This is a genomic window from Streptomyces sp. NPDC033966 (assembly GCF_055575955.1).
The window spans coordinates 294,053-316,984 of sequence record NZ_JBVIRQ010000009.1 but is presented as its reverse complement, the minus strand read 5'-3'; the positions used below and the strand labels follow the sequence as shown (position 1 = coordinate 316,984).

The 22,932-nt window shown below is 71.5% G+C and carries 18 protein-coding genes, 1 pseudogene and 2 riboswitches; of the genes and pseudogenes, 11 read left to right on the top strand and 8 right to left on the bottom strand.

From position 1 onward, the window contains the following. Positions 1-86: 86 nt before the first annotated feature. The 5 genes and pseudogenes from ACZ518_RS25955 to ACZ518_RS25935 all read left to right on the top strand — a co-directional run bounded on the left by ACZ518_RS25955 (position 87) and on the right by ACZ518_RS25935 (position 3,697). Positions 87-893, top strand: a complete 807-nt coding sequence (locus tag ACZ518_RS25955; RefSeq protein ID WP_469115381.1) for an SDR family NAD(P)-dependent oxidoreductase — start codon at positions 87-89, stop codon at positions 891-893. 17 nt (positions 894-910) lie between these two features. Further along, positions 911-988: a 50S ribosomal protein bL37 gene (locus tag ACZ518_RS25950; RefSeq protein WP_469115457.1), complete on the top strand. Its 78-nt coding sequence runs from the start codon at positions 911-913 to the stop codon at positions 986-988. Between the two features lie 89 nt (positions 989-1,077). Continuing rightward, positions 1,078-1,848 (top strand): GNAT family N-acetyltransferase, encoded by a 771-nt coding sequence (locus tag ACZ518_RS25945; protein ID WP_469115380.1) that lies wholly within the window; start codon positions 1,078-1,080, stop codon positions 1,846-1,848. 364 nt (positions 1,849-2,212) lie between these two features. After that, positions 2,213-2,971, top strand: a pseudogene (locus ACZ518_RS25940) (collagenase); the annotation flags it as partial. A gap of 213 nt (positions 2,972-3,184) precedes the next feature. Beyond that, entirely contained in the window at positions 3,185-3,697 is a 513-nt protein-coding gene (locus tag ACZ518_RS25935; protein WP_469115379.1) for an immunity 21 family protein, read from the top strand. A 256-nt stretch (positions 3,698-3,953) separates the two neighbouring features. On the opposite strand, the gene ACZ518_RS25930 is transcribed toward ACZ518_RS25935, so the two are convergent. The 3 genes from ACZ518_RS25930 to aceA form a co-directional block, all read right to left on the bottom strand. Then, positions 3,954-4,826 carry a 3-hydroxybutyryl-CoA dehydrogenase gene (locus ACZ518_RS25930; RefSeq protein WP_469115378.1) on the bottom strand — a complete coding sequence of 291 codons (873 nt, stop codon included), beginning with the start codon at positions 4,824-4,826 and terminating at the stop codon, positions 3,954-3,956. After that, positions 4,823-6,415 carry a malate synthase A gene (gene aceB / locus ACZ518_RS25925; RefSeq protein ID WP_469115377.1) on the bottom strand — a complete coding sequence of 531 codons (1,593 nt, stop codon included), beginning with the start codon at positions 6,413-6,415 and terminating at the stop codon, positions 4,823-4,825. Before aceB ends, ACZ518_RS25930 begins: the two co-directional genes overlap by 4 nt. A gap of 107 nt (positions 6,416-6,522) precedes the next feature. Next, the gene (aceA, locus tag ACZ518_RS25920) at positions 6,523-7,824 is read right to left on the bottom strand and encodes an isocitrate lyase (protein WP_469115376.1); all 1,302 of its coding nucleotides are present in this window, start codon (positions 7,822-7,824) and stop codon (positions 6,523-6,525) included. Positions 7,825-8,202: 378 nt separating this feature from the next. Here aceA and ACZ518_RS25915 point away from each other — a divergent pair, with 378 nt between their 5' ends. Then, a complete protein-coding gene (locus tag ACZ518_RS25915) occupies positions 8,203-9,606 on the top strand; it encodes a short-chain fatty acyl-CoA regulator family protein (RefSeq protein WP_469115375.1) in 1,404 nt (467 codons plus the stop codon). Between the two features lie 3 nt (positions 9,607-9,609). Here ACZ518_RS25915 and ACZ518_RS25910 read toward each other — a convergent pair whose 3' ends face one another. Further along, entirely contained in the window at positions 9,610-10,530 is a 921-nt protein-coding gene (locus ACZ518_RS25910) for an ABC transporter substrate-binding protein (RefSeq protein ID WP_469115374.1), read from the bottom strand. Between the two features lie 60 nt (positions 10,531-10,590). After that, positions 10,591-10,761: riboswitch (cobalamin riboswitch) on the top strand. Positions 10,762-10,950: 189 nt separating this feature from the next. Here ACZ518_RS25910 and ACZ518_RS25905 point away from each other — a divergent pair. Genes ACZ518_RS25905 through ACZ518_RS25885 form a run of 5 tightly spaced genes read left to right on the top strand, consistent with a single transcriptional unit; the run spans position 10,951 to position 16,370 of the window. Next, positions 10,951-12,450 carry a CoA-acylating methylmalonate-semialdehyde dehydrogenase gene (locus tag ACZ518_RS25905; RefSeq protein ID WP_469115373.1) on the top strand — a complete coding sequence of 500 codons (1,500 nt, stop codon included), beginning with the start codon at positions 10,951-10,953 and terminating at the stop codon, positions 12,448-12,450. Continuing rightward, a complete protein-coding gene (locus ACZ518_RS25900; RefSeq protein ID WP_469115372.1) occupies positions 12,447-13,601 on the top strand; it encodes an acyl-CoA dehydrogenase family protein in 1,155 nt (384 codons plus the stop codon). Before ACZ518_RS25905 ends, ACZ518_RS25900 begins: the two co-directional genes overlap by 4 nt. Next, a complete protein-coding gene (locus tag ACZ518_RS25895; RefSeq protein ID WP_469115371.1) occupies positions 13,598-14,689 on the top strand; it encodes an enoyl-CoA hydratase/isomerase family protein in 1,092 nt (363 codons plus the stop codon). The genes ACZ518_RS25900 and ACZ518_RS25895 overlap by 4 nt, the downstream gene beginning before the upstream one ends. Next, complete coding sequence (gene mmsB, locus ACZ518_RS25890; protein WP_469115370.1) at positions 14,686-15,600, top strand: 3-hydroxyisobutyrate dehydrogenase; 915 nt, start codon at positions 14,686-14,688, stop codon at positions 15,598-15,600. Before ACZ518_RS25895 ends, mmsB begins: the two co-directional genes overlap by 4 nt. Beyond that, positions 15,597-16,370: an enoyl-CoA hydratase gene (locus ACZ518_RS25885; protein WP_469115369.1), complete on the top strand. Its 774-nt coding sequence runs from the start codon at positions 15,597-15,599 to the stop codon at positions 16,368-16,370. Before mmsB ends, ACZ518_RS25885 begins: the two co-directional genes overlap by 4 nt. 191 nt (positions 16,371-16,561) lie before the next feature. On the opposite strand, the gene metE is transcribed toward ACZ518_RS25885, so the two are convergent. The 4 genes from metE to ACZ518_RS25865 all read right to left on the bottom strand — a co-directional run bounded on the left by metE (position 16,562) and on the right by ACZ518_RS25865 (position 22,920). Then, a complete protein-coding gene (gene metE / locus ACZ518_RS25880) occupies positions 16,562-18,889 on the bottom strand; it encodes a 5-methyltetrahydropteroyltriglutamate--homocysteine S-methyltransferase (protein WP_469115368.1) in 2,328 nt (775 codons plus the stop codon). Positions 18,890-19,069: 180 nt separating this feature from the next. After that, a riboswitch (cobalamin riboswitch) is annotated at positions 19,070-19,268 on the bottom strand. Positions 19,269-19,360: 92 nt separating this feature from the next. Continuing rightward, complete coding sequence (locus ACZ518_RS25875; RefSeq protein WP_469115367.1) at positions 19,361-20,479, bottom strand: LLM class flavin-dependent oxidoreductase; 1,119 nt, start codon at positions 20,477-20,479, stop codon at positions 19,361-19,363. Between the two features lie 12 nt (positions 20,480-20,491). After that, positions 20,492-21,538 carry an LLM class flavin-dependent oxidoreductase gene (locus tag ACZ518_RS25870; protein ID WP_469115366.1) on the bottom strand — a complete coding sequence of 349 codons (1,047 nt, stop codon included), beginning with the start codon at positions 21,536-21,538 and terminating at the stop codon, positions 20,492-20,494. Further along, positions 21,535-22,920 carry an NtaA/DmoA family FMN-dependent monooxygenase gene (locus ACZ518_RS25865; RefSeq protein ID WP_469115365.1) on the bottom strand — a complete coding sequence of 462 codons (1,386 nt, stop codon included), beginning with the start codon at positions 22,918-22,920 and terminating at the stop codon, positions 21,535-21,537. The genes ACZ518_RS25870 and ACZ518_RS25865 overlap by 4 nt, the downstream gene beginning before the upstream one ends. Positions 22,921-22,932 lie beyond the last annotated feature (12 nt).

The following is a 22,932-nucleotide window of genomic DNA, read 5'->3' as shown; positions in this document are numbered from 1 at the left end:
CCGGTGCGAGCGCTCGTCTTCCCCACAGCACCCGGCCCGGCACTCAGCCGGACCGGGGCCCGCCCTGCCCATTCCGAGGAATCCTCATGCCTTCATCCCTGTCCGGCCGTACCGTCCTGATCACCGGGGCCACCTCCGGCATCGGCCACGAGACCGCCCGGCAGCTCGCCGAGCGCGGCGCCACCGTGCTCGTACACGGCCGTACGCCCGAGGAGGCACAGGCCTCGACCGACCGGCTGATCTCCACCTCCGGCGTCGACGCCCGCCTGCTGCGCCCGCTGGCCGCCGACTTCGCGCACCTCGACGAGGTCGAATCCATGGCCCGCTCCGTCGTCCGCGAGTTCCCCCGGCTCGATGTGCTGGTCAACAACGCGGCGATGGCGGCCCCGGAACGCCACACCCTCACCGTCGACGGCAACGAGATCGCCTTCCAGGTCAACTTCCTGGCCCACTACCTCCTCACCAACCTGTTGGAGCCGGCCCTCACCAGCGGCCCCGGCGGCCGGGTCGTCAACGTCTCCTCCTCGCTCCACCGCACCGCGGCCATCCAGTGGAACGACCCGCAGCGCCTGCGCCGTTACTCGCGCCTGGCCGCCTACGCGCAGTCGCAGCTCGCCCTCACCGTCTTCGCGGCCGACCCTCGGGTGACCGCCGTCTCGGTCCACCCGGGCGTGTGCGCGACCGGCCTGCTCCCCCTGTACGGGCACGAGGGCGAGTCCGCGGCCGAGGGCGCCGGCCACGTGGTCCGCCTGTGCGATCCGGCCACCGAGATCGTCAACGGCGCGTACTACGACCGCGACGAGCGTGTCGACCCGGCTCCGGCCGCCACCGAGGAGCGCACCGTCAAGCGCCTGACCAAGCTCGCCGACCTGCTCGTCGGCCACACCGCCTGAAGGGACCCCGTACCGCCGTGTCCAAGCGCGCACGCAAGAAGAGGGCCCGCCGCAAAAAGGCCGCCAACCACGGCGGCAGAGCCGGCCGGCACTGACATCGCCGGACGGGGGCGGGGCGGCCGTGACCGGGCCGCCCCGCCCCCGTCCACCACTCCCTGACTCGCCGTCCCGGCGGAGGAACCCCGTGATACTCCTCGACCCCACCCGTCTCCCCGCCCTGGCACGCTGGTTCCCCAGCGGTCCGGGCGTCGCGGCGCTCGCCGACCACGTCCTGACCACCGGCCATGGCCAGTGGTGGGCCGATCGCGCCGTCGACCCGCGCGTCATGGCAGTGACCAGCGGCGACCACGTCCTGCTGCGCGGCGACCCGACAGCCGTACCGCCTGCCGCCCTCGCGCCGTTCGAAAGCGGTTACGTCGAAGCGCCCGCCGGATTCCGGCCCGCGCTACGGCAGGCGTTCACCCGGGTCAACCCCTGGGAACGCATGGTCTACCTCCACCACGCTCCCGCCGTCACCGGCCACCCGCCCCGCGGCATCACCGTGCGTCCCCTCACGCCCGGCGACGGCCCCGCACTGGCCGCCCTCGGTCCGGAGGCAGCATGGATCCACCGCACCTGGGGAGGCCCCGACCGGCTCGCCTCGTCGGGACACGCCTGGGGGGCCTTCCAGCACGGCCGCGCCCTGGCTGTGGCCGGCACGTACTTCCTCGGTACGGCCTACGAGGACATAGCGGTCGTCGCCGACCCCGGCCATCGCCGCAGGCACCTCGCCCTCGCCTGCGTCACGGCCCTGTGCGCCGACATCGCCGCCCGAGGACGCGTACCCAGCTGGACCTGCTCGGCCGACAACCGCCCCAGCCGCCTGCTGGCCTGGACCGCCGGATTCCGCCTGAGCCGCGAATACGTCCACTACGTGACGGGTCCCGCCCGCGCCCGCGCCCCGCTCACAGGCTGAGCCGCGGGCCGGCCGTCAGGCGACGGGTGCGGGCCGGAGCGGCGACGAGCTTGATGCGTCCCTGCCAAAAGCATTGAAAAGCAATATGACATGTGCCATTTTACAGCGCAGCCCGTCGTCGACGGGACCTCAACTCCCATCCCCAGGAGTGACTTTGCGCCCCATGGCCGTCGCCACCGCCCTGCTCATAGCCGCCACCGCAGCCGCCCCCGCCCAGGCCTCCCAGAGCTCCCCGACCTCCCAGGCATCCCAGACCTCCCAGGCCGATCCCAAGCCGGACCACGTTTTCGCCGATCCGGGCCAGCGCCCGGCCCACGGCAACGCCCATGCCCTTCCCGGCGCGACCGGGAGCACCGGCGGCGGACTGGAGTCGCGCATCCTGCCGATCGTCCACACCTGCAGCCCGACGCTGCGGATCCGCGCCCAGGAGATGACCGCCGCCCAGCTGACCGCGACCTGCACGAGCCTGGCCAACCAGGACGCCTACTTCCACGGCGTGGTCAAGGACTCCGGCCCGGTCGCGAACGACTACAACACAACCCTGGAAGTCGACGTCTTCAACTCCAGTGCCGACTACAAGGCCTACGCGAGGAAGATCTACGGCATCGACACCAACAACGGCGGCATGTACCTGGAGGGAGACCCCTCCAGGACGGGCAACCAGCCGCGGTTCATATGCTACGAGCGCACCGATGCGAGCCCCGGTTGGCAGATCTGGAACCTCAACCACGAGTACACCCACTACCTCGACGGCCGCTTCGACCTGTACGGCGACTTCAACGCCAGCCAGACCACCCCCACCGTGTGGTGGGGCGAGGGCATCGCGGAGTACATCTCCTACTCCTACCGCGGCGTCCCCTACGCCAGCGCGGTCGCCGAGGCCGGCAAGCACACGTACTCCCTGCAGACGCTGTTCGACACCACCTATGCCAACAGCGACGTCAGCCGCACCTACAACTGGGGCTACCTCGCCGCCCGCTACATGGTCGAGAAGCACCCGGCCGACGTCAGCACCGTCCTTGGCCACTACCGCGCGGGAGACTGGACCGCCGCCCGTTCCTTCCTCACCTCGCTCGACTATGAGAGCGACTGGAACGCCTGGCTGACAGCCGTGGCAGCGGGCGCCTGACCCGTACGCCTCAACACCCCCTGAAAGGACGAAGGTCCCGTTCGATCGTTCCATCGGACGGGACCTCGTCACCATTCGTGAGCCCATACGGCAACTCGAAGGGCAGGCTCCGGAATCTCCGCCGTGCGGGTACCGCCCAAGGCTGTCCGTGTGCCGGGACGTCACCTGGCCATGAGTGTTGTCACCGGCGGCCGGTAGCTTCCTCGCATGGCGAGGTATGCAGATCCAGGTGCGGTCGAGTGGGTGGAGTCCGGTGGCGGGCCGTTGATCGTTGTGCCCGAAGCAGTCTTGTCTTCGTGGTCCGGCGCAGACAGCGACGAGTCTGAAACGGATTACGACAGAGCCTGCGGCGTCGATGGGTATGCCGGCCTGGTGGCGGTCGGGCAGTTGCAGGCCCTGGTCCTCGGTGATGTCCCCGCCTCGACGTCCTTCCTCCCGGGGCATGGCCTGTTCGTGCGATGGTACGCCGCCGAATCGGAGGAGGAGCTCCTCGGCAGCGTTGATGCCGCGCTCGCTGGTGCCGCCTGGGAGCCCGAGCAGCATTGGGAGGTGCCGGGGCCAGTGGTGTTGTTCGACTCGGGTTGGCCTGGTGACGAGTTGGAGCCGGAGAACCATCTGCGGGTGGATCTGAGGCCAGGGCGGTACTCGGTTCGTGCCGCGTATGTGGAACCGAACCCGAAGACCTGGCTCAGCTTGGTCCAGCTTCGGCGTCTTCCATAGCGATCGCCCAGGAGTGGTAGTCCCGGAAGATCCGAGGCAGGCCGTCCGGCTGCTCTCGTGTGGTGAAGAATTCCCCGACGAGCCGATGGAGTGTGGTCACCGCCGCAGTGTCTGCAGGTGCGGAGAGCGGGTGAGCCCTGAGCCTGCGGGAAAGCATTCGGCAGGGACAACGCGGCGGGGTGCGACGGACACCACTCCGCCGCACCCCGCCCTCACGCTGCCGGGCCCCTCATGCCCGGCCGCACCACCGGGTCCCTCAGCGGTCCCGGTCGTATGTGTGGAACCCCCGGCCGGTCTTCCGGCCCAGCAGCCCCGCCTGCACCATCCGCATCAGCAGCGGGGGCGGGGCGTAGAGGGGTTCCTTGAACTCGTCGTAGAGCGACTCCGCGATCGCGGCGACCGTGTCGAGGCCGATCAGGTCGGCGAGCTTGAGCGGGCCCATCGGGTGGGCGCAGCCGAGCTCCATGCCGGCGTCGACGTCGGCCGCGGTGGCGAAGCCGGACTCGGCCATCCGGACGGCCGACAGCAGGTAGGGGACGAGGAGGGCGTTGACGACGAAGCCGGCCCTGTCCTGCGAGCGGATCGCCGTCTTGCCCAGCCTCTCCCGGGCGAACGCCTCCACCGTCTCCACGGTGTCGCGGGAGGTGTGCAGCGAGGGGACGACCTCGACCAGCGGCAGGACGGGCACGGGGTTGAAGAAGTGCAGTCCGACGACCCGGTCGGCGCGCCCGGTGGCCATGCCCAGGCGCATGACGGGCAGGGAGGAGGTGTTCGTCGCGAGGATCGCCTCGGGGGCGTCGACGATCTTGTCCAGGGCTGCGAAGGTCTCGGTCTTGACGTCCGCGTTCTCGGTGACCGCTTCGATGACGAGCTGTCGGTCGGCCAGGTCGTCGAGGCTGCCGGTGAAGAGCAGCCGGGTGAGGGCGTCCTCGGCGGAGATCCGATCGAGCTTGCCCCGCTGGACGGCGCGTTCGAGGGAGACGGCGACCCGTTCGCGTGCCGCTCGGGCGGCGGTGGCGTCTGCCTCGCAGACGACGGTGTCGAGTCCGGCGCGGGCGCAGACCTCGGCGATGCCGGCGCCCATCTGCCCGCCTCCGACGACTCCGACCCGGCGGATGCCGGCGCTCATGACTGCACCTCCGTACGGCGGACCAGGTGGCGGCTGTAGGTGTCGGGGGTGAAGAAGGCCGGCAGCTCCCGTGCCAGCGCGGCCCGCTCCACTGCGGCTCTGGCCTCCGGCACGAGTGCGTAGGGCCGCTCCGCTGTGAGCGCGTCGCATTCCTCGTCGAGCACGGCGAGCAGGTCGTCCCGGTCGATCCTCTGGTGGCGCAGCCACTGCCAGAGCTGGACGCGGGCGATCTCGGCCGTGGCCGCGTCCTCCATCAGGCCGTTGAGGGCGACCGCTCCGTGGCCGCGCAGCCAGGCCTCGAGGTAGCGCAGCGAGACGGCCACGTTGGCACGCACCCCTGCTGCCGTGGGCGGCGCGCTGATGCGGCGCACGGAGAGCAGGTCGGCGGCTCGGACGTGGACGTCCTCGCGGGTCCGGTCCAGCTGGTGCGGCCGTCCGCCGAGCACGCTGTCGAATACCTGTCGGCAGACGGGGACGAGCGCCGGGTGGGCGACCCAGGAGCCGTCGAAGCCGTCCTCGGCCTCGCGTTCCTTGTCGAGTCGGACCTTGGCGAGGGCGGCCGTGTTGGCCTCCGGATCCGTGGACGTCACGTGGGCGGCCATGCCGCCGATGGCGTGCGCGCCGCGCCGGTGGCAGGTGCGTACGAGGAGTTCGGTGTAGGCGCGCATGAACGGGGCGGTCATGGTGACCTGGGCGCGGTCGGGCAGTTGGAAGTCGGCGCGGTGGCCGAAGGTCTTGATGATGCTGAACAGGTAGTCCCAACGGCCCGCGTTGAGACCCGAGCTGTGTTCCCGGAGCGCGTGGAGGATCTCCTCCATCTCGAAGGCCGCGGTGATCGTCTCGATCAGGACCGTGGCGCGGATGGTGCCGCGCGGGATGCCGAGGAGTTCCTGGGCGAGGACGAAGACGTCGTTCCAGAGACGTGCCTCGCCGGCGTTCTCCAGCTTGGGCAGGTAGAAGTACGGGCCGTACCCGGCGTCGATCTGCCGCTGCGCGCAGTGGAAGAAGTACAGGCCGAAGTCCACCAGGGACGCGGGGACGGGCCTGCCCTCGATCTCCAGGTGCTCTTCGAGCAAGTGCCAGCCGCGGGGGCGGACCACGATGGTGGCGAGGTCCTCGCCGAGTCGGTACTCCTTGCCCTCGGGTGTGGTGAAGTCGATGCGCCGCTCGATCGCATCGAGCAGGTTGAGCTGGCCGCCGATGACGTTGTCCCAGGTGGGGGCGGTGGCGTCCTCGAAGTCCGCCATCCACACCTTGGCGCCGGAGTTGAGGGCGTTGACGGTCATCCCGCGGTCCGGCGGGCCGGTGATCTCCACCCGGCGGTCCTCCAGGCCGGGGGCCGGCGGGGCCACGCGCCAGTCGGGGTCGGTACGGACGGCGGCCGTGGCGACGGAGAAGTCCAGCGGGGATCCCGAGACGAGGCGGTCCTTGCGGCGGATCCGCTCCTTGAGGATGTCCAGGCGGCGGTGCGCGAAGGCCGCGTCGAGGCGGCCGATGAAGTCGAGTGCCTCGGGCGTGAGGATCTCGTCGTGGCGGTCGCCCGGCGCCGCGAGGACCCGGACCCGGTGCGTGAGGGCGGTGGTGGACATGCGGTCTCCTGACGAGGGGTGGGGCGGGAGCCGGACGGAGACGGTCGTCCGGCTCCCGCTGAACGCGGGCCTCCGGCCGGGGGCAGGCCGGCGGGGGCGGAGCCGCCTCAGTGGAACTGCTCTTCCTCCGTGGAGCCGGCGAGGGCGGTGGTGGAGGAGGCGGGGTTGACGGCGGTGGAGACGAGGTCGAAGTAGCCGGTGCCGACCTCGCGCTGGTGCTTGACCGCCGTGAACCCCTGCGCCTGGGCGGCGAACTCGCGCTCCTGGAGGTCCACGTAGGCGGTCATGCCGTGCTCGGCGTAGCCGCGGGCGAGGTCGAACATGCCGTGGTTGAGGGAGTGGAAGCCGGCCAGGGTGATGAACTGGAAGCGGTAGCCCATCGCGCCCAGTTCCCGCTGGAACTTGGCGATCTGGTCGTCGTCCAGCGCCGCCTTCCAGTTGAACGACGGCGAGCAGTTGTACGCGAGCATCTGGTCCGGGTACTGCGCGTGGATCGCCTCGGCGAACTCTCGGGCCTGGGCCAGGTCCGGGGTACCGGTCTCGACCCAGATCAGGTCGGCGTACGGGGCGTAGGCGAGGCCGCGGGCGATGACCGGGGCCATGCCGTTGCGGACGTGGTAGAAGCCCTCGGCGGTCCGTTCCCCGGTGCAGAACTCCGCGTCACGCTCGTCGACATCGCTGGTCAGGAGGGTCGCGGCCAGGGCGTCCGTGCGGGCGATGATCAGGGTGGGGGTGTCCGCGATGTCGGCGGCGAGGCGGGCCGCGTTCAGGGTGCGGATGTGCTGGGAGGTCGGGACGAGGACCTTGCCGCCGAGGTGGCCGCACTTCTTCTCCGAGGCCAGCTGGTCCTCGTAGTGGATACCGGCCGCGCCCGCCGCGATCATCGCCTTGGTGAGCTCGAAGGCGTTGAGCGGGCCGCCGAAGCCGGCCTCGGCGTCGGCCACGATCGGCGCCAGCCAGTCCGTGCCCCCGTCGGCCGAACCGGTCGTGCCGCCCTCGGCGGTGGCGATCTGGTCGGCGCGCAGCAGCGCGTTGTTGATCCGACGCACCACCTGCGGAACCGAGTTGACCGGGTACAGGGACTGGTCGGGGTACGTGTGGCCGGCCTGGTTCGCGTCGGCCGCCACCTGCCAGCCCGACAGATAGATCGCCTGGAGCCCCGCCCGGACCTGCTGGACCGCCTGGCCACCGGTCAGCGCGCCCAGGGCGTGGATGTAGTCCTGCTCGTGCAGTTGGCGCCACAGCCGCTCGGCACCCCGCCGGGCCAGGGTGTGCTCCTCACGGACACTGCCGGAGAGCCGGACCACGTCCTCGGCCGAGTAGGTCCGCTCGATGCCGGCCCATCGCGGGTCGTCGGCCCACCGCTGCTTGAGCTGCTCGGCCGCTGCCGTCGTGTTCGTGTCTGCCATGACCGTCACCGTCTCCATGAATCGCTTGGTCTGCCAACGTCTGTCCATCGCGAACGAGAGGTTGACACTGTGTGCCTTGATCGTGGGTTGCGGCCGCCGGCCCCACCTGGGGAGGAGCTGAGCAATGATGCCGGTCGGCCGGGGCGGACCGCCGGGATCTCCGACGTCAGGGCGTGAGTCGTGCCCGGACTGTCCGCCTGGGCCGCCGGGGTCCGGCGGGCCGCAGGACAGACTCTGGCAGCGGCACGCAGTGCCATCAATCGGGTACGTCTGCCAATTTCTGCGAATCTTCTGCGGCACTTTTGCCAAGCTTGCGAAGGGTTGGCATCAGCGGAATCGTGCGTACTCTGAGGCCGTGACGAGGCCGGAGGAGCCCAGGTGAGCAAGACGTACGCGGGAACGCGGCTGAGGCGGCTGCGCGAGGAGCGCCGGATGAGCCAGGCCGAGCTGGCCCGGGTCCTGGGCATCTCGCCGAGCTACCTGAACCAGATGGAACACGACTCCCGCCCGCTCACGGTGCCGGTCCTGCTGCGGCTGACCGAGGCGTTCGGCGTCGATCCGGGCTTCTTCTCGGAACGCGACACCAGCCGCCTCGTCGCCGATCTCCGCGAGGCCCTGGCCGGCGAGGTCGCCGACGCCCGCGTCTCCCCCTCCGACCTGGCCGAACTGGCCACCCGGATGCCCGCCGTCGCATCAGTCCTGCTGGACCTGGGCCGACGCAGCCAACTCCTCACCGAGCGGCTCGCGGACAACTCGGACGGACGCGACGGAGCCCCGGCCGCGCCGCGCTCACCGCACGAGGAGATCCGCGAGTTCTTCTACCGGCGCCAGAACTACCTCCACGACACCGACCTCGCGGCCGAGGCCCTCGCCCAGGAGGCCGGCATCCGCACCGGTGAGGTCGTCCGGGCGCTCTCGAACCGCCTCGCCGACCACCACGGGATCCGCCTCGCCTCCGACTCCGACCGCCTCCACCACTTCGACGCCCGGACACGCGTCCTGCACCTGTCGGGCCGGCTCCGGCCCGGCCAGCAGGCGTTCCGGATGGCCACCCAACTCGCCCTGCTCGAATACGGCGACGAGCTGGACCGGCTGGCCACCGAGGACTTCGAGTCCGGCTCCCCCGCCCACGCCCTGGCCCGGATCGGCATCGCCAACTACTTCGCCGCCGCCCTGGTCCTCCCGTACCGCGTCTTCCACACCGCCGCCGAGGAGTTCCGCTACGACATCGAACGGCTCACCGACCACTTCGGCATCGGCTACGAGACGGTCTGCCACCGTCTGAGCACCCTGCAACGCCCCAGGCTGCGCGGGGTTCCGTTCTCCTTCGTCCGCGTGGACCGCGCCGGGAACATGTCCAAGCGGCAGTCGGCCACCGGATTCCACTTCTCCCGCGCGGGCGGCACCTGCCCGTTGTGGAACGTCTACGAGGCCTTCACCGCGCCCGGCCGCATCCACGTCCAGGTCGCCGCCATGCCCGACGGACAGCGGTACCTGTGGACCGCACGTGCCGTCACCCGCCACCGCGGCGGCTGGGGCGAACCCGGCAAGACCTTCGCCATCGGGCTCGGCTGCGAGATCCGCCACGCCTCCCGGCTCGTGTACTCGGACGGGCTCGACCTGGACAACGCCTCGGCCGCCACTCCCATCGGCATGGGCTGCCGGCTGTGCGAACGCCTCGACTGCCCGCAGCGCGCCGTCCCGCCGCTGGGCCGCACGCTCGCGGTCGACGAGAACAGCAGCACCTTCATCCCCTACCCCGTGGCCCGCGACCGCGGGTGAGCATCACGGTCGGTCCAGCCGCCGGGCTTCTCCCGCGGTCACCGGATCTCCTGCCCGCACTCCGTGCAGGACGTGGGCCAGCACCTCGGCGCCGCGGACCACGCGCGGTCCCGGCCGGTTGAAATACGCGGGCCCGTCCAGCACCCACACCTCCCCCGCCCGCACAGCCGGCAGCTCGTCCCAGCCCGGCAGGGCGGTCAGCAGGTCCCGCTCGCGCAGGGTCCGTTCGGGCGGGAAGCCGCACGGCAGTACCAGGATGACGTCCGGGCGGGCTGCGCGTACCGCCTCCCACGTCATCGGCTTGGTGTGCTCACCGGGTGCGGCCAGCAGCGGTTCCCCGCCCGCGCAGGCGATCTGTTCCGGCACCCAGTGGCCGGCGGGCCACAGCGGGTCGAGCCATTCGATGGCGACCACCCGGGGCCGGGCCCGGCCCTGAGTGAGCCGGCGGACCGTGTCGAGCCGGCCGCGCAGCTCGGTGCGCCGCCGCTCGGCATGCTCCCGCACCCCGAGCAGTTGCCCGACGGTGACCAGGCAGTCCAGGACGTCGTCGAGGGTTTTCGGCTCCAGGCTCAGCACACGGGGTCCGGCGTCCATGACGCGCACGGCCCGGGAGACGCTTTCGTAGGACACCGCGCAGACGTCGCACAGGTCCTGGGTGAGCAGGACCTCCGGCGCGAGCGCGGCGAGCGCCGCCGTGTCCAGGGTGTAGAGCGAGGAGCCGGAGTGGGCAGCTCCGCCGACCGCCTCGGAGATCTCCCGGCTGCTGAGTCCGTCCGCGGCGAATTCGGCACGGGTGACGACGGGTACCGAGGCGACCGCCGCGGGCGGCCAGTCGCATTCGTGGGTGCGTCCGACCAGGTCGGCGGCGAGTCCGAGGTCCGCCACGATGTCCGTGGCCGCCGGGAGCAGGGAAACGATGCGCATGTATCGACTGTAGGCACGCGGCCAGCGGCTCTGGACTTACTAGGACGTCCAACTATATGTTCGTGGCACAAGGTCCGCGGTGCAGGGAAGCCGGTGCAAAACCGGCACGGTCCCGCCACTGTGACCGGGGAGTGTGCTGCCATCCACACGCCACTGACGAGGTCTGTCGGGAAGGCGGGCGGCACGCGGGGATCCGGGAGTCAGGATACCGGCCGCGGATGTTCCGTGTTGTCCACGAGGATGGAGCAGACACGCATGGCACCGGTTTGTACCCACGGCCCTGGTGATCCGGCGGAGCGCGCGCACACCACCGCACGCTCGTAGTTCTCACGGCATTCCGCAGCGGCGCACCCCCATCCGGGTGCCGTCCGCCGGTGTGCCGTGCCATCCCCGGATCCAACCTGACGAGAGCAGGCATCCATGGTCCGCGAGCTCACCCATTTCATCGGCGGAAAGCACACTCCCGGCGTTTCCGGGCTCTTCGCCGACGTGTACGACCCCAACACCGGCGCCGTGCAGGCCAGGGTCCCCCTGGCAGGGCGCGCCGACACCGAGGCGGCGATCGCCGACGCCGTGGAGGCGCAGGTCGACTGGGGCCAGTGGAACCCGCAGCGCCGCGCCCGCGTGCTGCTGCGCTTCCTCCAGCTCGTCGAGGGCGAGCGCGAGAGCCTGGCCCGGCTGCTGTCCGCCGAGCACGGCAAGACCGTCGCCGACGCCCACGGGGACCTCCAACGCGGCCTGGAGGTCGTCGAGTTCGCCGCCGGGATCCCGCACCTGCTCAAGGGCGAGTTCACCGACAACGCCGGCACCGGGATCGACGTGCACTCGCTGCGCAGTCCGCTGGGCGCCGTCGCCGGCATCACTCCGTTCAACTTCCCCGCCATGATTCCCCTCTGGCAGGCCGCACCCGCGCTGGCCTGCGGAAACGCATTCATCCTGAAGCCGTCCGAGCGCGACCCGTCGGTTCCGCTCCGTCTGGCGGAGCTGTTCTTGGAGGCCGGGCTCCCGCCGGGCGTCCTCAACGTGGTCAACGGCGGCAAGGAGGCCGTCGACACCCTCCTCGAAGACCCCCGCGTCCAGGCCCTGGGCTTCGTGGGCTCCACCCCGATCGCCGCGCACATCTACGCGACCGCGGCTGCCCACGGCAAGCGGGCCCAGTGCTTCGGCGGCGCGAAGAACCACATGATCGTGATGCCCGACGCCGACCTCGGCCAGGCCGTCGACGCGCTGATCGGCGCCGGCTACGGCTCGGCGGGCGAACGCTGCATGGCCATCTCCGTTGCCGTACCCGTCGGCGAGGAGACCGCGGACCGACTCGTGGCGGCGTTGACGGACCGCATCGCCGCCCTGAGGATCGGCCGCTCCGACGACCCCGAGGCCGATTTCGGCCCCCTGGTCAGCCGGGACGCACTGGACCGGGTACGCCGCTACGTCGACATCGGCGTCAACGAGGGCGCCGAACTCGTCGTCGACGGACGGAATTTCACCCTGCCCAGGCACGAGAACGGCTACTTCGCCGGAGCCACCCTCTTCGACCGGGTGACCCCGCACATGCGGATCTACCGCGAGGAGATCTTCGGCCCCGTGCTGTCCGTCGTACGTGCGGCCGACTTCGAGGAGGCGCTGCGCCTGCCCAGCGAGCACCCCTTCGGCAACGGCGTGGCGATCTTCACCCGGGACGGGGACACCGCCCGGGAGTTCACCCGCCGGGTCAACACGGGCATGGTCGGCGTGAACGTGCCCATCCCGGTCCCCGTCGCCTACCACACCTTCGGCGGCTGGAAGCGCTCCGGCTTCGGCGACCTCAACCAGCACGGCCCGGACTCGATCCGCTTCTACACCCGTACCAAGACCGTCACCTCGCGCTGGCCCTCCGGGGTCAAGGAAGGCGCGAGCTTCACCATCCCCACGATGGGGTGAACGCCGTGACCACCGCCCTCACCGAGGACCAGCTCGCCCTGGCCGAGGTCACCCTCGACTTCGCCCAGGAACAGCTGGCCCCCCACGCCGTCATGTGGGACCAGACCAAGCACTTCCCCGTCGACGTGATCCGCCGAGCCGCCTCACTCGGGCTGGGCGGGGTGTACGTCCGCGAGGAGCACGGCGGTTCCGGACTGTCCCGCAGCGACGGCGTCCTCGTCTTCGAAACGCTCGCCACGGGCTGCCCTTCGATCGCCGCCTACCTCTCCATCCACAACATGGTCGCCTGGATGATCGACCGCTACGGCGACCACGCCCAGCGCGCCCGCTGGCTGCCGGGCCTGTGCTCCGCCGCGACCCTGGGCAGCTACTGCCTCACCGAACCGGGAGCCGGGTCCGACGCCGCGGCCCTGCGCACCCGCGCCGAACGGCAGGGCGACCACTATCTGTTGACCGGAGTCAAGCAGTTCATCTCCGGCGCCGGAGCCGCAGGCGTCTACGTGGTCATGGCGCGGACGGGTGAGCCCGGCCCGGCCGGGATCTCCGCGTTCGTCGTCGAGCGCGAGGATCCGGGGGTTTCGTTCGGTCCCAATGAACAGAAGATGGGCTGGAACGCCCAGCCCACCCGCCAGGTCGTCCTCGACGGCGTCCGCATCCCAGGCGACCGGCGCCTCGGCGCCGAGGGCGACGGGTTCCGCATCGCCATGAACGGTCTCAACGGCGGCCGTCTCGGCATCGCCGCCTGCTCGCTCGGCGGCGCCCGGAGCGCCCTCGACCGCAGTCTGTCCTACCTCGCCACCCGCGAAGCCTTCGGCACCCGCCTCCTGGACGCCCAGGCACTCCAGTTCCGCCTGGCCGACATGGCCACGGAACTCGCCGCCGCCCGCGCACTGGTCCGGCAGGCCGCCGAGGCACTGGACTCCGGCGATGCGCTGGCCCCGCGACTGTGCGCGATGGCCAAGCGGTTCGCCACCGACACCGGGTACGCGGTGGCCGACGCAGCCCTCCAACTGCACGGCGGATACGGCTACCTCAGCGAATACGGCATCGAGAAGATCGTCCGCGACCTGCGGGTCCACCAAATCCTGGAAGGCACCAACGAGGTCATGCGCGTCATCGTCGCGCGCGGACTCACGGAGAACCTGCGATGACCAACGAAACCCCACCCGACCGCGACCACGACCACGTCCTCCTGCGCACCGAGGGCCACGCCGCGTACATCACCCTCAACCGCCCCAAGGCCCTCAACGCCCTCAGCCACCCCATGGTGCTCCGCATCGAGGAAGCGCTCTCCGCGTGGGCGGATGACCCCGCCGTCGCGCTCGTCGTCATCGAGGGTGCCGGTGAACGGGGCCTGTGCGCCGGCGGGGACATCCGCGCGATCCACGAGGACGCCCGCACCGGCGGCACCGCGTCGGCCGACTTCTGGCGGGACGAGTACCGGCTCAACGCACTGATCGCCCGCTACCCCAAGCCCTACGTCGCCCTCATGGACGGCATCGTCATGGGCGGCGGGGTCGGCGTCTCGGCCCACGGCAGCGTCCGCATCGTCACCGAACGGTCCAAGGTCGCCATGCCCGAGACCGGCATCGGCTTCGTCCCCGACGTCGGCGGCACCTACCTCCTCGCGCTGGCCCCCGGCGAACTCGGCACCCATCTGGCGCTGACCGGCGCACCCGTCGGCGCCGCCGACGCACTTCTGTGCGGTCTCGCCGACCACTACGTACCCTCGGCGTCGCTGCCGGCGCTCGCCCGGGACCTGGCCGCTCAGCCGGTGCACACCGTACTGGAGCGGTACGTGCAGCAGCCGCCGCCAGGAGATCTGGGTCCCGCCCGCGAGTGGATCGACCACTGCTACGCCGCCGAGAGCGCCGAGGAGATCGTCGAACGGCTGTCGGCTCCGGGCGTCCCCGCCGCGAAGGCCGCCGCGGACACCCTGGCCGCCAAGTCACCCACCGCCGTCAAGGTCACCCTGGCGGCGCTGCGCCGGGCCCGGCAGCTCGGACCACTGGAACGGGTGCTGGAACAGGAGTACCGCGTCTCCTGCGCAGCACTGTCCTCCCCCGACCTGGTCGAGGGGATCCGCGCGCAGGTCATCGACAAGGACCGTAACCCGCACTGGTCGCCGGCCACGCTGCAGGACGTCACCCCGGCGGACGTGGAACGGTACTTCGCCCCGCTCGGCGCGAACGAGCTCCGGCTCGTCGCGACCGCTCCGTCCCAGGAGGTCGTCTGGTGAGCAGCACCGTCGCATTCATCGGGCTCGGCCACATGGGCGGCCCCATGGCCGCCAACCTCGTCAAGGCCGGACACCGCGTCCTCGGCTTCGACCTCGTCCCCGCCCTGCTCGCCACCGCGGCCTCAGCCGGCATCGAGCCCGCGGTGACCGCGGCCGATGCCGCCGCGGAAGCCGACGTGGTGATCACCATGCTGCCGGCCGGCCGTCACGTCCTGACCCTGTACCGCGAGCAGGGGCTGCTGGCCGCCGCCCGGCCGGACACCCTGTTCGTGGACTGCTCCACCATCGACGTCGCCGACGCCCGTACCGCGCACGAGGCGGCCGTCGCGGCCGGGCACCGTGCGCTGGACGCCCCGGTGTCCGGCGGGGTGGTGGGCGCCGAGGCGGCCACGCTCACCTTCATGGCGGGCGGCGGAGCAACGGAGTTCGCCGCCGCCCGCCCCCTGCTCGACGCCATGGGCAAGAAGGCCGTGCACTGCGGCGCCGCGGGCGCCGGGCAGGCCGCGAAGATCTGCAACAACATGATCCTCGCCATCTCGATGATCGGCGTCAGCGAGGCCTTCGTCCTGGCCGAAAGCCTCGGCCTGGACCACCAGGCCCTCTACGACGTCGCCTCCACCGCGTCCGGCCAGTGCTGGGCGCTGACCGTCAACTGCCCGGTCCCCGGACCGGTCCCGTCCAGCCCCGCCAACCGCGACTACCGGCCCGGATTCGCCGCCCCCCTGATGGCCAAGGACCTCGGCTTGGCCGCCAACGCCCTGCGGGCCGGCGGGGTCGACGCACCGCTGGGCCTCAAGGCCGCCGAGATGTACACCGCGTTCGCCGCCGCCGAGGGGGCGGACCTCGACTTCTCGGCGATCGTCCGCACCCTCCGCACCGCCGGCCCGAACCAGAACGGAACCCCCGCATGACCTACGAGACCATCCTGCTCGACCGCAAGGACCGGGTGGCCGTCCTCACCCTCAACCGGCCCGGGGCACTCAACGCCCTCAACCTCCAGGTGATGAAGGAGGTCGTGGCCGCCACGGAGGAACTGGACCGGGACCCGGAGGTCGGCTGCATCGTCCTGACGGGCTCCGAGAAGGCCTTCGCCGCCGGCGCCGACATCAAGGAGATGCGCCCGCACAGCTACATGGACATGTACCTCACCGACTGGTTCACGGCATGGGACCGGCTCGGCGATGTCCGCACCCCCACCCTCGCCGCGGTTTCCGGCTACGCCCTGGGCGGCGGCTGCGAACTGGCCATGCTCTGCGACATCCTCCTCGCCTCCGACACCGCGAAGTTCGGCCAGCCCGAGATCAAGCTGGGCGTCATCCCCGGCATCGGCGGCTCCCAGCGGCTCACCCGGGCCGTCGGCAAGGCCAAGGCCATGGAACTGTGCCTGACCGGGCGCACCATGGGCGCCGAGGAGGCGGAACGCGCCGGGCTGGTCTCCCGGATCGTCCCCGTCGGCGACCTGCTCGACGAGGCCCTCGCCGTGGCCGCGACCGTCGCCGAGATGTCCAAGCCGGTCGCGATGATGGCCAAGGAGGCCGTGAACCGCGCCTTCGAGACCACCCTCGCCGAAGGTGTCCGCTTCGAACGCCGCCTCTTCCACGCGGTGTTCGCCACCGCCGACCAGAAGGAGGGCATGTCCGCCTTCGTCGACAAGCGCCCGCCCCGCTTCACCCACAGCTGAGCGCGCCCGGCGGCTGCTGGCCCACCGTACCGACCCCGCCGGTACGGAGGCAGCCGCACCACAGCCGGCGTCGGCCCTCGGCTGACCCACGCGCCGCATCAGCCACCCTCAGAGCCCTGCCGCCCCCGACATCCGGGGCGGCAGGGCTCTGGCTATGGCCCGGACCGCCTGCGCGGCCCGGACCCGGAGGGTCAGCCGTTGCCCCCGCTGGTGAGGCCGGCGCGGACCTCACGGGCGGCGGCGACCAGGTTCTCCACGGATGCACGGGTCTCTGCCCAGCCGCGGGTCTTCAGACCGCAGTCGGGGTTGACCCACAGCCGCTCGGCCGCAATGGCCTCCAGGCCCGTGCGCAGCAGGCCGGCCGCCTCCTCGGTGCTGGGGACGCGCGGGGAGTGGATGTCCCAGACTCCGGGTCCGGCCTCGCGGGGATAGCCGTGGGCGGCGAGTTCACGGGCGACCTGCATGTGGGAGCGGGCGGCTTCCAGGCTGATGACGTCGGCGTCGAGGTCGTCGATGGCCTGGACGATGTCGCCGAACTCGGCGTAGCACATGTGGGTGTGGATCTGGGTGTCCGGGCGGACCCCACTGGTGGTGAGGCGGAACGCCTCGGTCGCCCAGGCCAGGTAGTCGGCGTGGTCGGCGGCGCGCAGCGGGAGGGTCTCCCGCAGAGCGGGCTCGTCGACCTGGATGACGGCGGTGCCGGCGGCCTCCAGGTCGTTCACCTCGTCCCGCAGGGCGAGAGCGACCTGGCGGGCGGTCTCGCCGAGGGGCTGGTCGTCCCGTACGAAGGACCAGGCGAGCATGGTGACGGGGCCGGTCAGCATGCCCTTGACGGGCTTGGCCGTCAGGGACTGTGCGTACGAGGTCCAGCGGACGGTCATCGGCTCGGGGCGGGAGATGTCGCCGGCCAGCACCGGGGGCCGCACGTACCGGGTGCCGTAGGACTGGACCCACCCGTGCTGGGTGGCCAGGTACCCCGTCAGCTGCTCGGCGAAGTACTGGACCATGTCGTTGCGTTCGGGCTCGCCATGCACCAGGACGTCCAGGCCGGTCTTCTCCTGGAAGGAGATCACCTCCTCGATCTCACCCTTGATACGTGCCTCGTACCCGGCAGTGTCGATCCGCCCGGCCCGCAGGTCCGCGCGGGCCACGCGCAGTTCGTCGGTCTGCGGGAAGGACCCGATCGTGGTGGTGGGCAGCAGTGGCAGGCCGAGATGGGCCCGCTGGGCGGCGGCTCGCCGGCCGTAGGGCTGGGAGCGCCGGCCGTCGGCGTCGGTCACAGCCGCGGTGCGGGCACGGACGGCAGGGTCGTGCGTGATGGGGGAGGCCGCTCGGGACGCGAGGGCGGCCCGGTTGGCGGACAGATCACCGGCCACCGCCGCGGTGCCGGACCTGAGGCCCTTCGCCAGGGTCGCGATCTCGGCGGTCTTCTGCCGGGCGAAGGACAGCCACCGCAGGATCTGCGGGTCGACGTCCTTCTCCACCGCGGCGTCGAGCGGGACGTGCAGCAGGGAGCAGGAGGCGGATACGTCCACCCGGTCGGCCAGGCCCAGCAGGGTGCCGAGCGTGGCCAGGGACTTCTCCAGGTCGTTGACCCAGACGTTGCGGCCGTTGACGACCCCCGCGACCAGCCGCTTGCCGGGCAGTCCGCCGACGGCGGCGAGGTCGTCGAGGTTGGCGGCGGCCGGGCCGGTGAAGTCGAGGGCGAGGCCCTCGACGGGAGCCTTGGCCAGGACGGGCAGGGCGTCGCCGAGCCGGTCGAAGTACGAGGCGACCAGCAGCTTCGGCCGGTCGGTGAGGGCTCCGAGTTCGCGGTACGCGCGGGCGGCCGCACCCAGGTCGGCCGGGGTACGGTCCTGCACCAGGGCAGGCTCGTCCAGCTGCACCCACTCCGCCCCGGCCGCACGCAGTGCGCCGAGGACCTCCGCGTACACGGGCAGCAGCCGGTCGAGCAGCGTCAGCGGCTCGAAGTCCGCTGCGACACCGGGTGCAGGCTTGGCCAGCAGCAGGTAGGTGACCGGCCCGACCAGGACGGGACGGGCGGTGTGGCCGAGAGCGAGGGCCTCGGCGAGCTCGGCGACCTGCTTCGCGGGATCGGCGGTGAAGACGGTGTCCGGACCGAGTTCCGGCACCAGGTAGTGGTAGTTGGTGTCGAACCACTTGGTCATCTCCAGCGGCGGCACGTCCTGCGTCCCGCGCGCCATCGCGAAGTAGCCGTCCAGGGCGTCGGCGGCAACCGCGGCCCGGTGCCGGGCGGGGATCGCGCCGACCATGACGGTGGTGTCCAGGACGTGGTCGTAGTACGAGAAGTCCCCGGTGGGCACTTCGGTGATGCCGGCGCCGGCGAGCTGCTGCCAGTTGGTACGGCGCAGTTCCGCGGCGGTGGTGCGGAGGGCCTCGGCCGTGACACGGCCCTTCCAGTAGCCCTCGATGGCCTTCTTCAGCTCACGGCTCCCGCCCTGGCGGGGGTAGCCGTAAACAGTGGCGCCTGCTGCCGCGGCTGCGGACTTGGTGGTCACGGAGATCTCCTTCGCGAGATGGATCCCTGAGATCCCGGCGAGGGGACGAAGGCGCGAAGGAGTACCGGCAACGGACGGTCGCGACGTCGCGCGGCAAGCGCGGTCGCCCGTCTCGTTGTGTACGCCGACCCGCCCACGAGGTCACCGGGATATCCGCGCACGGCATGGGCCGGGCACGGGCAACGGGCAGGTCTTCGGACTCGCGGGCACGCCTGCCGGTCTCCCGGCGGGCACCTACTGGCCGTCGCTTCCCAGGCCCGTCCCGGACCCAGTGCGTATGACGGCGGTCGTTCCCGCTCACCGCTGCGGGGCAGTCCCGGATTCCCACCGGGTTCCCTCTTACGACGCATCCCGCCTGGCGGACGGGGCGAACCAGCTGCACCGGCCACCCTACGGGGTGTGCCCAAGCCATCGACAGAGATGTCCACGTTTCGGATGGTGAAACGAGACGTGCGCCTGACGGCGGGCGCGTCAGCGGCGGCGCCATTCCTCGGCCAGGAGACGGTAGGAGCGGACCCTGTCGGCGTGGTCGTGCGTGATCGTGGTGATCAGCAGCTCGTCGGCGCGAGTGGCCTCCTGGAGCCGTTCGAGGTGATCGGCGACGGTCCGCGGCGAGCCGACGAACTGTGTCTCCACCCGGTCGGCCACCACCTTCCGGTCTGCGTCCGTCCAGGGGCCCGTCAGCGCCCGCGCCTCTCCCGGGGACGGGAAGGGGATGGCGCCTTCGGCCGTGCGGATGCTGTGTACCCAGGGCGCGTATCCGGCGGCCAGTTCGCGGGCCGTGGCGTCGTCCTCGGCCACGACCACGTCGGCGGACACGGTGAGGTACGGGCGGTCCAGTTCGGCGGAGGGTTTGAACGCGGCCCGGTAGCCCTCGGCCGCCTCCAGCACGCTCGCCGGGCTGACGTGGTAGTTCGCGGCGAACCGCAGGCCGTTGCGGCCGGCCGTCTCGGCACTCTGGCCGCCGCTGCTGCCCAGGATCCACACCTGTACGTCGGCCCCCTCGCCGGGGACGACGTGCGCCTCGATGCCCTCGCCGGACCGGTACTCGCCGCGCAGCAGCGCGAGGACGTCGTCGACCTGCTCGCCGTAGTCCTGCGGCTGGGCACCGGGCAGGTTCAGCAGCTTCTGCTGGAGCACGAACCGGGGATGGCCCGCCACGTGCGCGAAGGAGAAGCGCTCCGGGATGCGCAGCCCGTTCGGGGTGTGTCCGACGAAGGGCTCCGCCTCCCCGGCCCGCTGCGGAGGCCGGCCCGCCGAGCGGCCCAGGCCCAGGTCGAGGCGGCCCGGGTGCAGGGCGTCGATCAGGCCGAACTCCTCGACCGTGGACAGCGCCGTGCGGTGGCCGAGCTGTACGGCCCCGGAGCCGATCCGGATCGTGGAGGTGGCGGAGGCGGTCAGGGCCAGCACCACTGCCGGGGAGGTCCCGGCGACTCCGGGATTGAGGTGGTGCTCGGCGAACCAGTAGCGCGCGTAGCCGAGTTGTTCCGTCTGCCGGGCCAGATCGATGCTGTTGTGCAGGGCGTCGGCGGCGGTGGAGCCGGAGGGGATCGGGATGAGGTCGAGGACCCCGAGCGGGATGCCGGACATGGCCAGGTCTCCTTACAGATCGGCGAAGGGGGGATCGGGGATCTCGCGGCGCAGCGCCGGCGCGACCTCGGACTGGAACAGTTCCAGCGAGGCGCGGTGGGCGGCCGGCGGGAGACCGCCCGGCTCGGCCTGCAGGTGCAGGACGGTGTGGCCGAACTGCTCGTGGTAGCGGTGCACCTTCTCGACGATCTGCTGGGGGCTGCCGATCAGCGCGGAGCTGCGCTCCACGAAGTCGTCCAGGTGCGGGAACACCGGTTCCACGCCGGCGTGTTCGTGGAAGGCGAGGTACTGCTCGAAGGCCGGCCGGTACGCCGCCACCGCCTGCTGCGAGGTGCGGGCCGCGTGGAAGCCGGCCGTACCCGCGCCCACCACGGCGAGCGCCGGGTCGTGCCCGTAGTGCTCCCAGCGCTCCCGGTAGTGGCGGATCAGCTCGGCGTACGGGCCGATCGGATGGGTGACGTTCGCGGAGAACAGCGGATCGCCGTAGCGGGCGGCGAGGTCCACGGACTCCCGGCTGGTCGCGCTGCCGTGCCACACCCGCGGGGGCAGCCCAGCGGGGCGGGGCAGCACCTGGGCGTCCTGCAGAGCCGGCCGGAACCGGGGCTCCGCCGTCACCCGGTCCTCGCGCCAGAGCCGCCGCAGCAGCTCGTAACCCTCGCTGTTGCGCTCCCACTGGTCCTCGGGCGTGACGTTGAACAGCTCCCGCTGGGCCGTGCCGTTGCCCTTGCCGATCATCAGCTCCAGCCGGCCGCCGGACAGGTGGTCCAGCGTCGCGTAGTCCTCGTACGCCCGGACGGGGTCGAGCAGGCTCAGCGTGGTGACGGCGGTGAAGAGCCGGATCCGGCGGGTCAGCGCGGCTATGTGGGAGAGCACCACCGGCGGCGAGGACGACAGGAACGGCCGCTCGTGCCGCTCGCCGACGCCGAAACCGTCGAAGCCGAGCTCCTCCGCCGCCAGCGCGCTGTCGACGACCTCGCGGAACCGCGTGCGGACGGGGGTCAGCCGGCCCGTGACCGGGTCCGGGGCGTGCACGATCAGCGTGATGGCCAGGAACTTCACGAGGCCGTGGCCTGCCGCTCGCCGGCCGGCCGGACCGCCGGCACGTCGAGTCCGAGGTGGTCGCGCAGGGTGGTGCCGGTGTACTCGGTGCGGAAGACTCCGCGTTCCTGAAGGAGGGGGACGACGGTGTCGGCGAAGCCCTCCAGTCCGTCCGGGGTGATGTGCGGGACCAGGATGAAGCCGTCGGCGGCGTCCGCCTGCACCAGGCTGTTGATGGACTCGGCGACGGTCGCGGGAGAGCCGACGAAAGTCTGCTTGGCGGTGGTGGCGATCACCAGCTCGCGGATGGAGAGGTTCTTGGCCTCGGCGAGCTCGCGCCACTGACGCGCGGTGGCCAGCGGGTCGCGGAACTGCCGTACGCTCGCGCGGCCGAGGGCGATGGTGTTCTCGCCGGGGTCGGGGTCGACGTCCGGGAGCGGTCCGTCGGGGTCGTAGCCGGACAGGTCGCGGTTCCAGACGTGTTCCAGGTACTTGATCGCGGTGGCACCGCTGACCTGGGAGCGCCGTACCTCGTGGGCGAGTTCGCGGGCCTGGGCGTCGGTGTCGGCCAGGGCGAAGGTGGCGGCGGGCAGGATCAGCAGCTCTTCCGGGCGCCGGCCGTGCCGGGGCAGGCGTCCCTTGACGTCGGCGTAGAACTCCCGGCCTTCCTCCAGGGTTGCGTACCGGCCGAAGATGGCGTCGGCGGATGCGGCGGCGAACTCGCGGCCTTCGTCGGAGTCGCCGGCCTGGAAGAACACCGGACGGCCCTGGGGGCTGCGCGGCACGTTGAAGTGGCCCTCGATGTCGAAGTGGCGTCCCTGGTGGGCGAAGGCCCCGGCGCGTGCGTCGCGCAGGAAGGTGCCGGAGACCGGGTCGGCGGTGACCTCGGTGCCGTCCCAGGAGTCGAACAGCTCGGTCGCGGTGGCCAGGAACTCCTGGGCCCGGGTGTAGCGGTCCTCGCGGGGCAGGAATCCGCCGCGGCGGAAGTTCTCCCCGGTGAAGGCGTCCCAGGAGGTGACCACGTTCCAGGCGGCCCGGCCCTCGGAGAGGTGGTCCAGCGAGGCGAACTGACGGGCCACTTCGTAGGGCTCGTTGAAGGTGGAGTTGATGGTGCCGGTCAGGCCGAGGTGCTCGGTGACGGCGGCCAGCGCGGCGAGCACGGTGAAGGTGTCCGGCCTGCCGACCACGTCCAAGTCGTATATCTTCCCGCCTTGTTCGCGCAGGCGGAGCCCTTCGGCGAGGAAGAGGAAGTCGAACTTGGCGCGTTCGGCGGTCTGCGCGAAGCGGACGAAGGAGTCGAACTCTATGTGGCTGCCGGCCGCGGGGTCGCTCCACACCGTGGTGTTGTTGACCCCGGGGAAGTGGGCCGCGAGATGGATCTGCTTGAGCGGCTTGGTGCTCATGGTGTCCTTCCG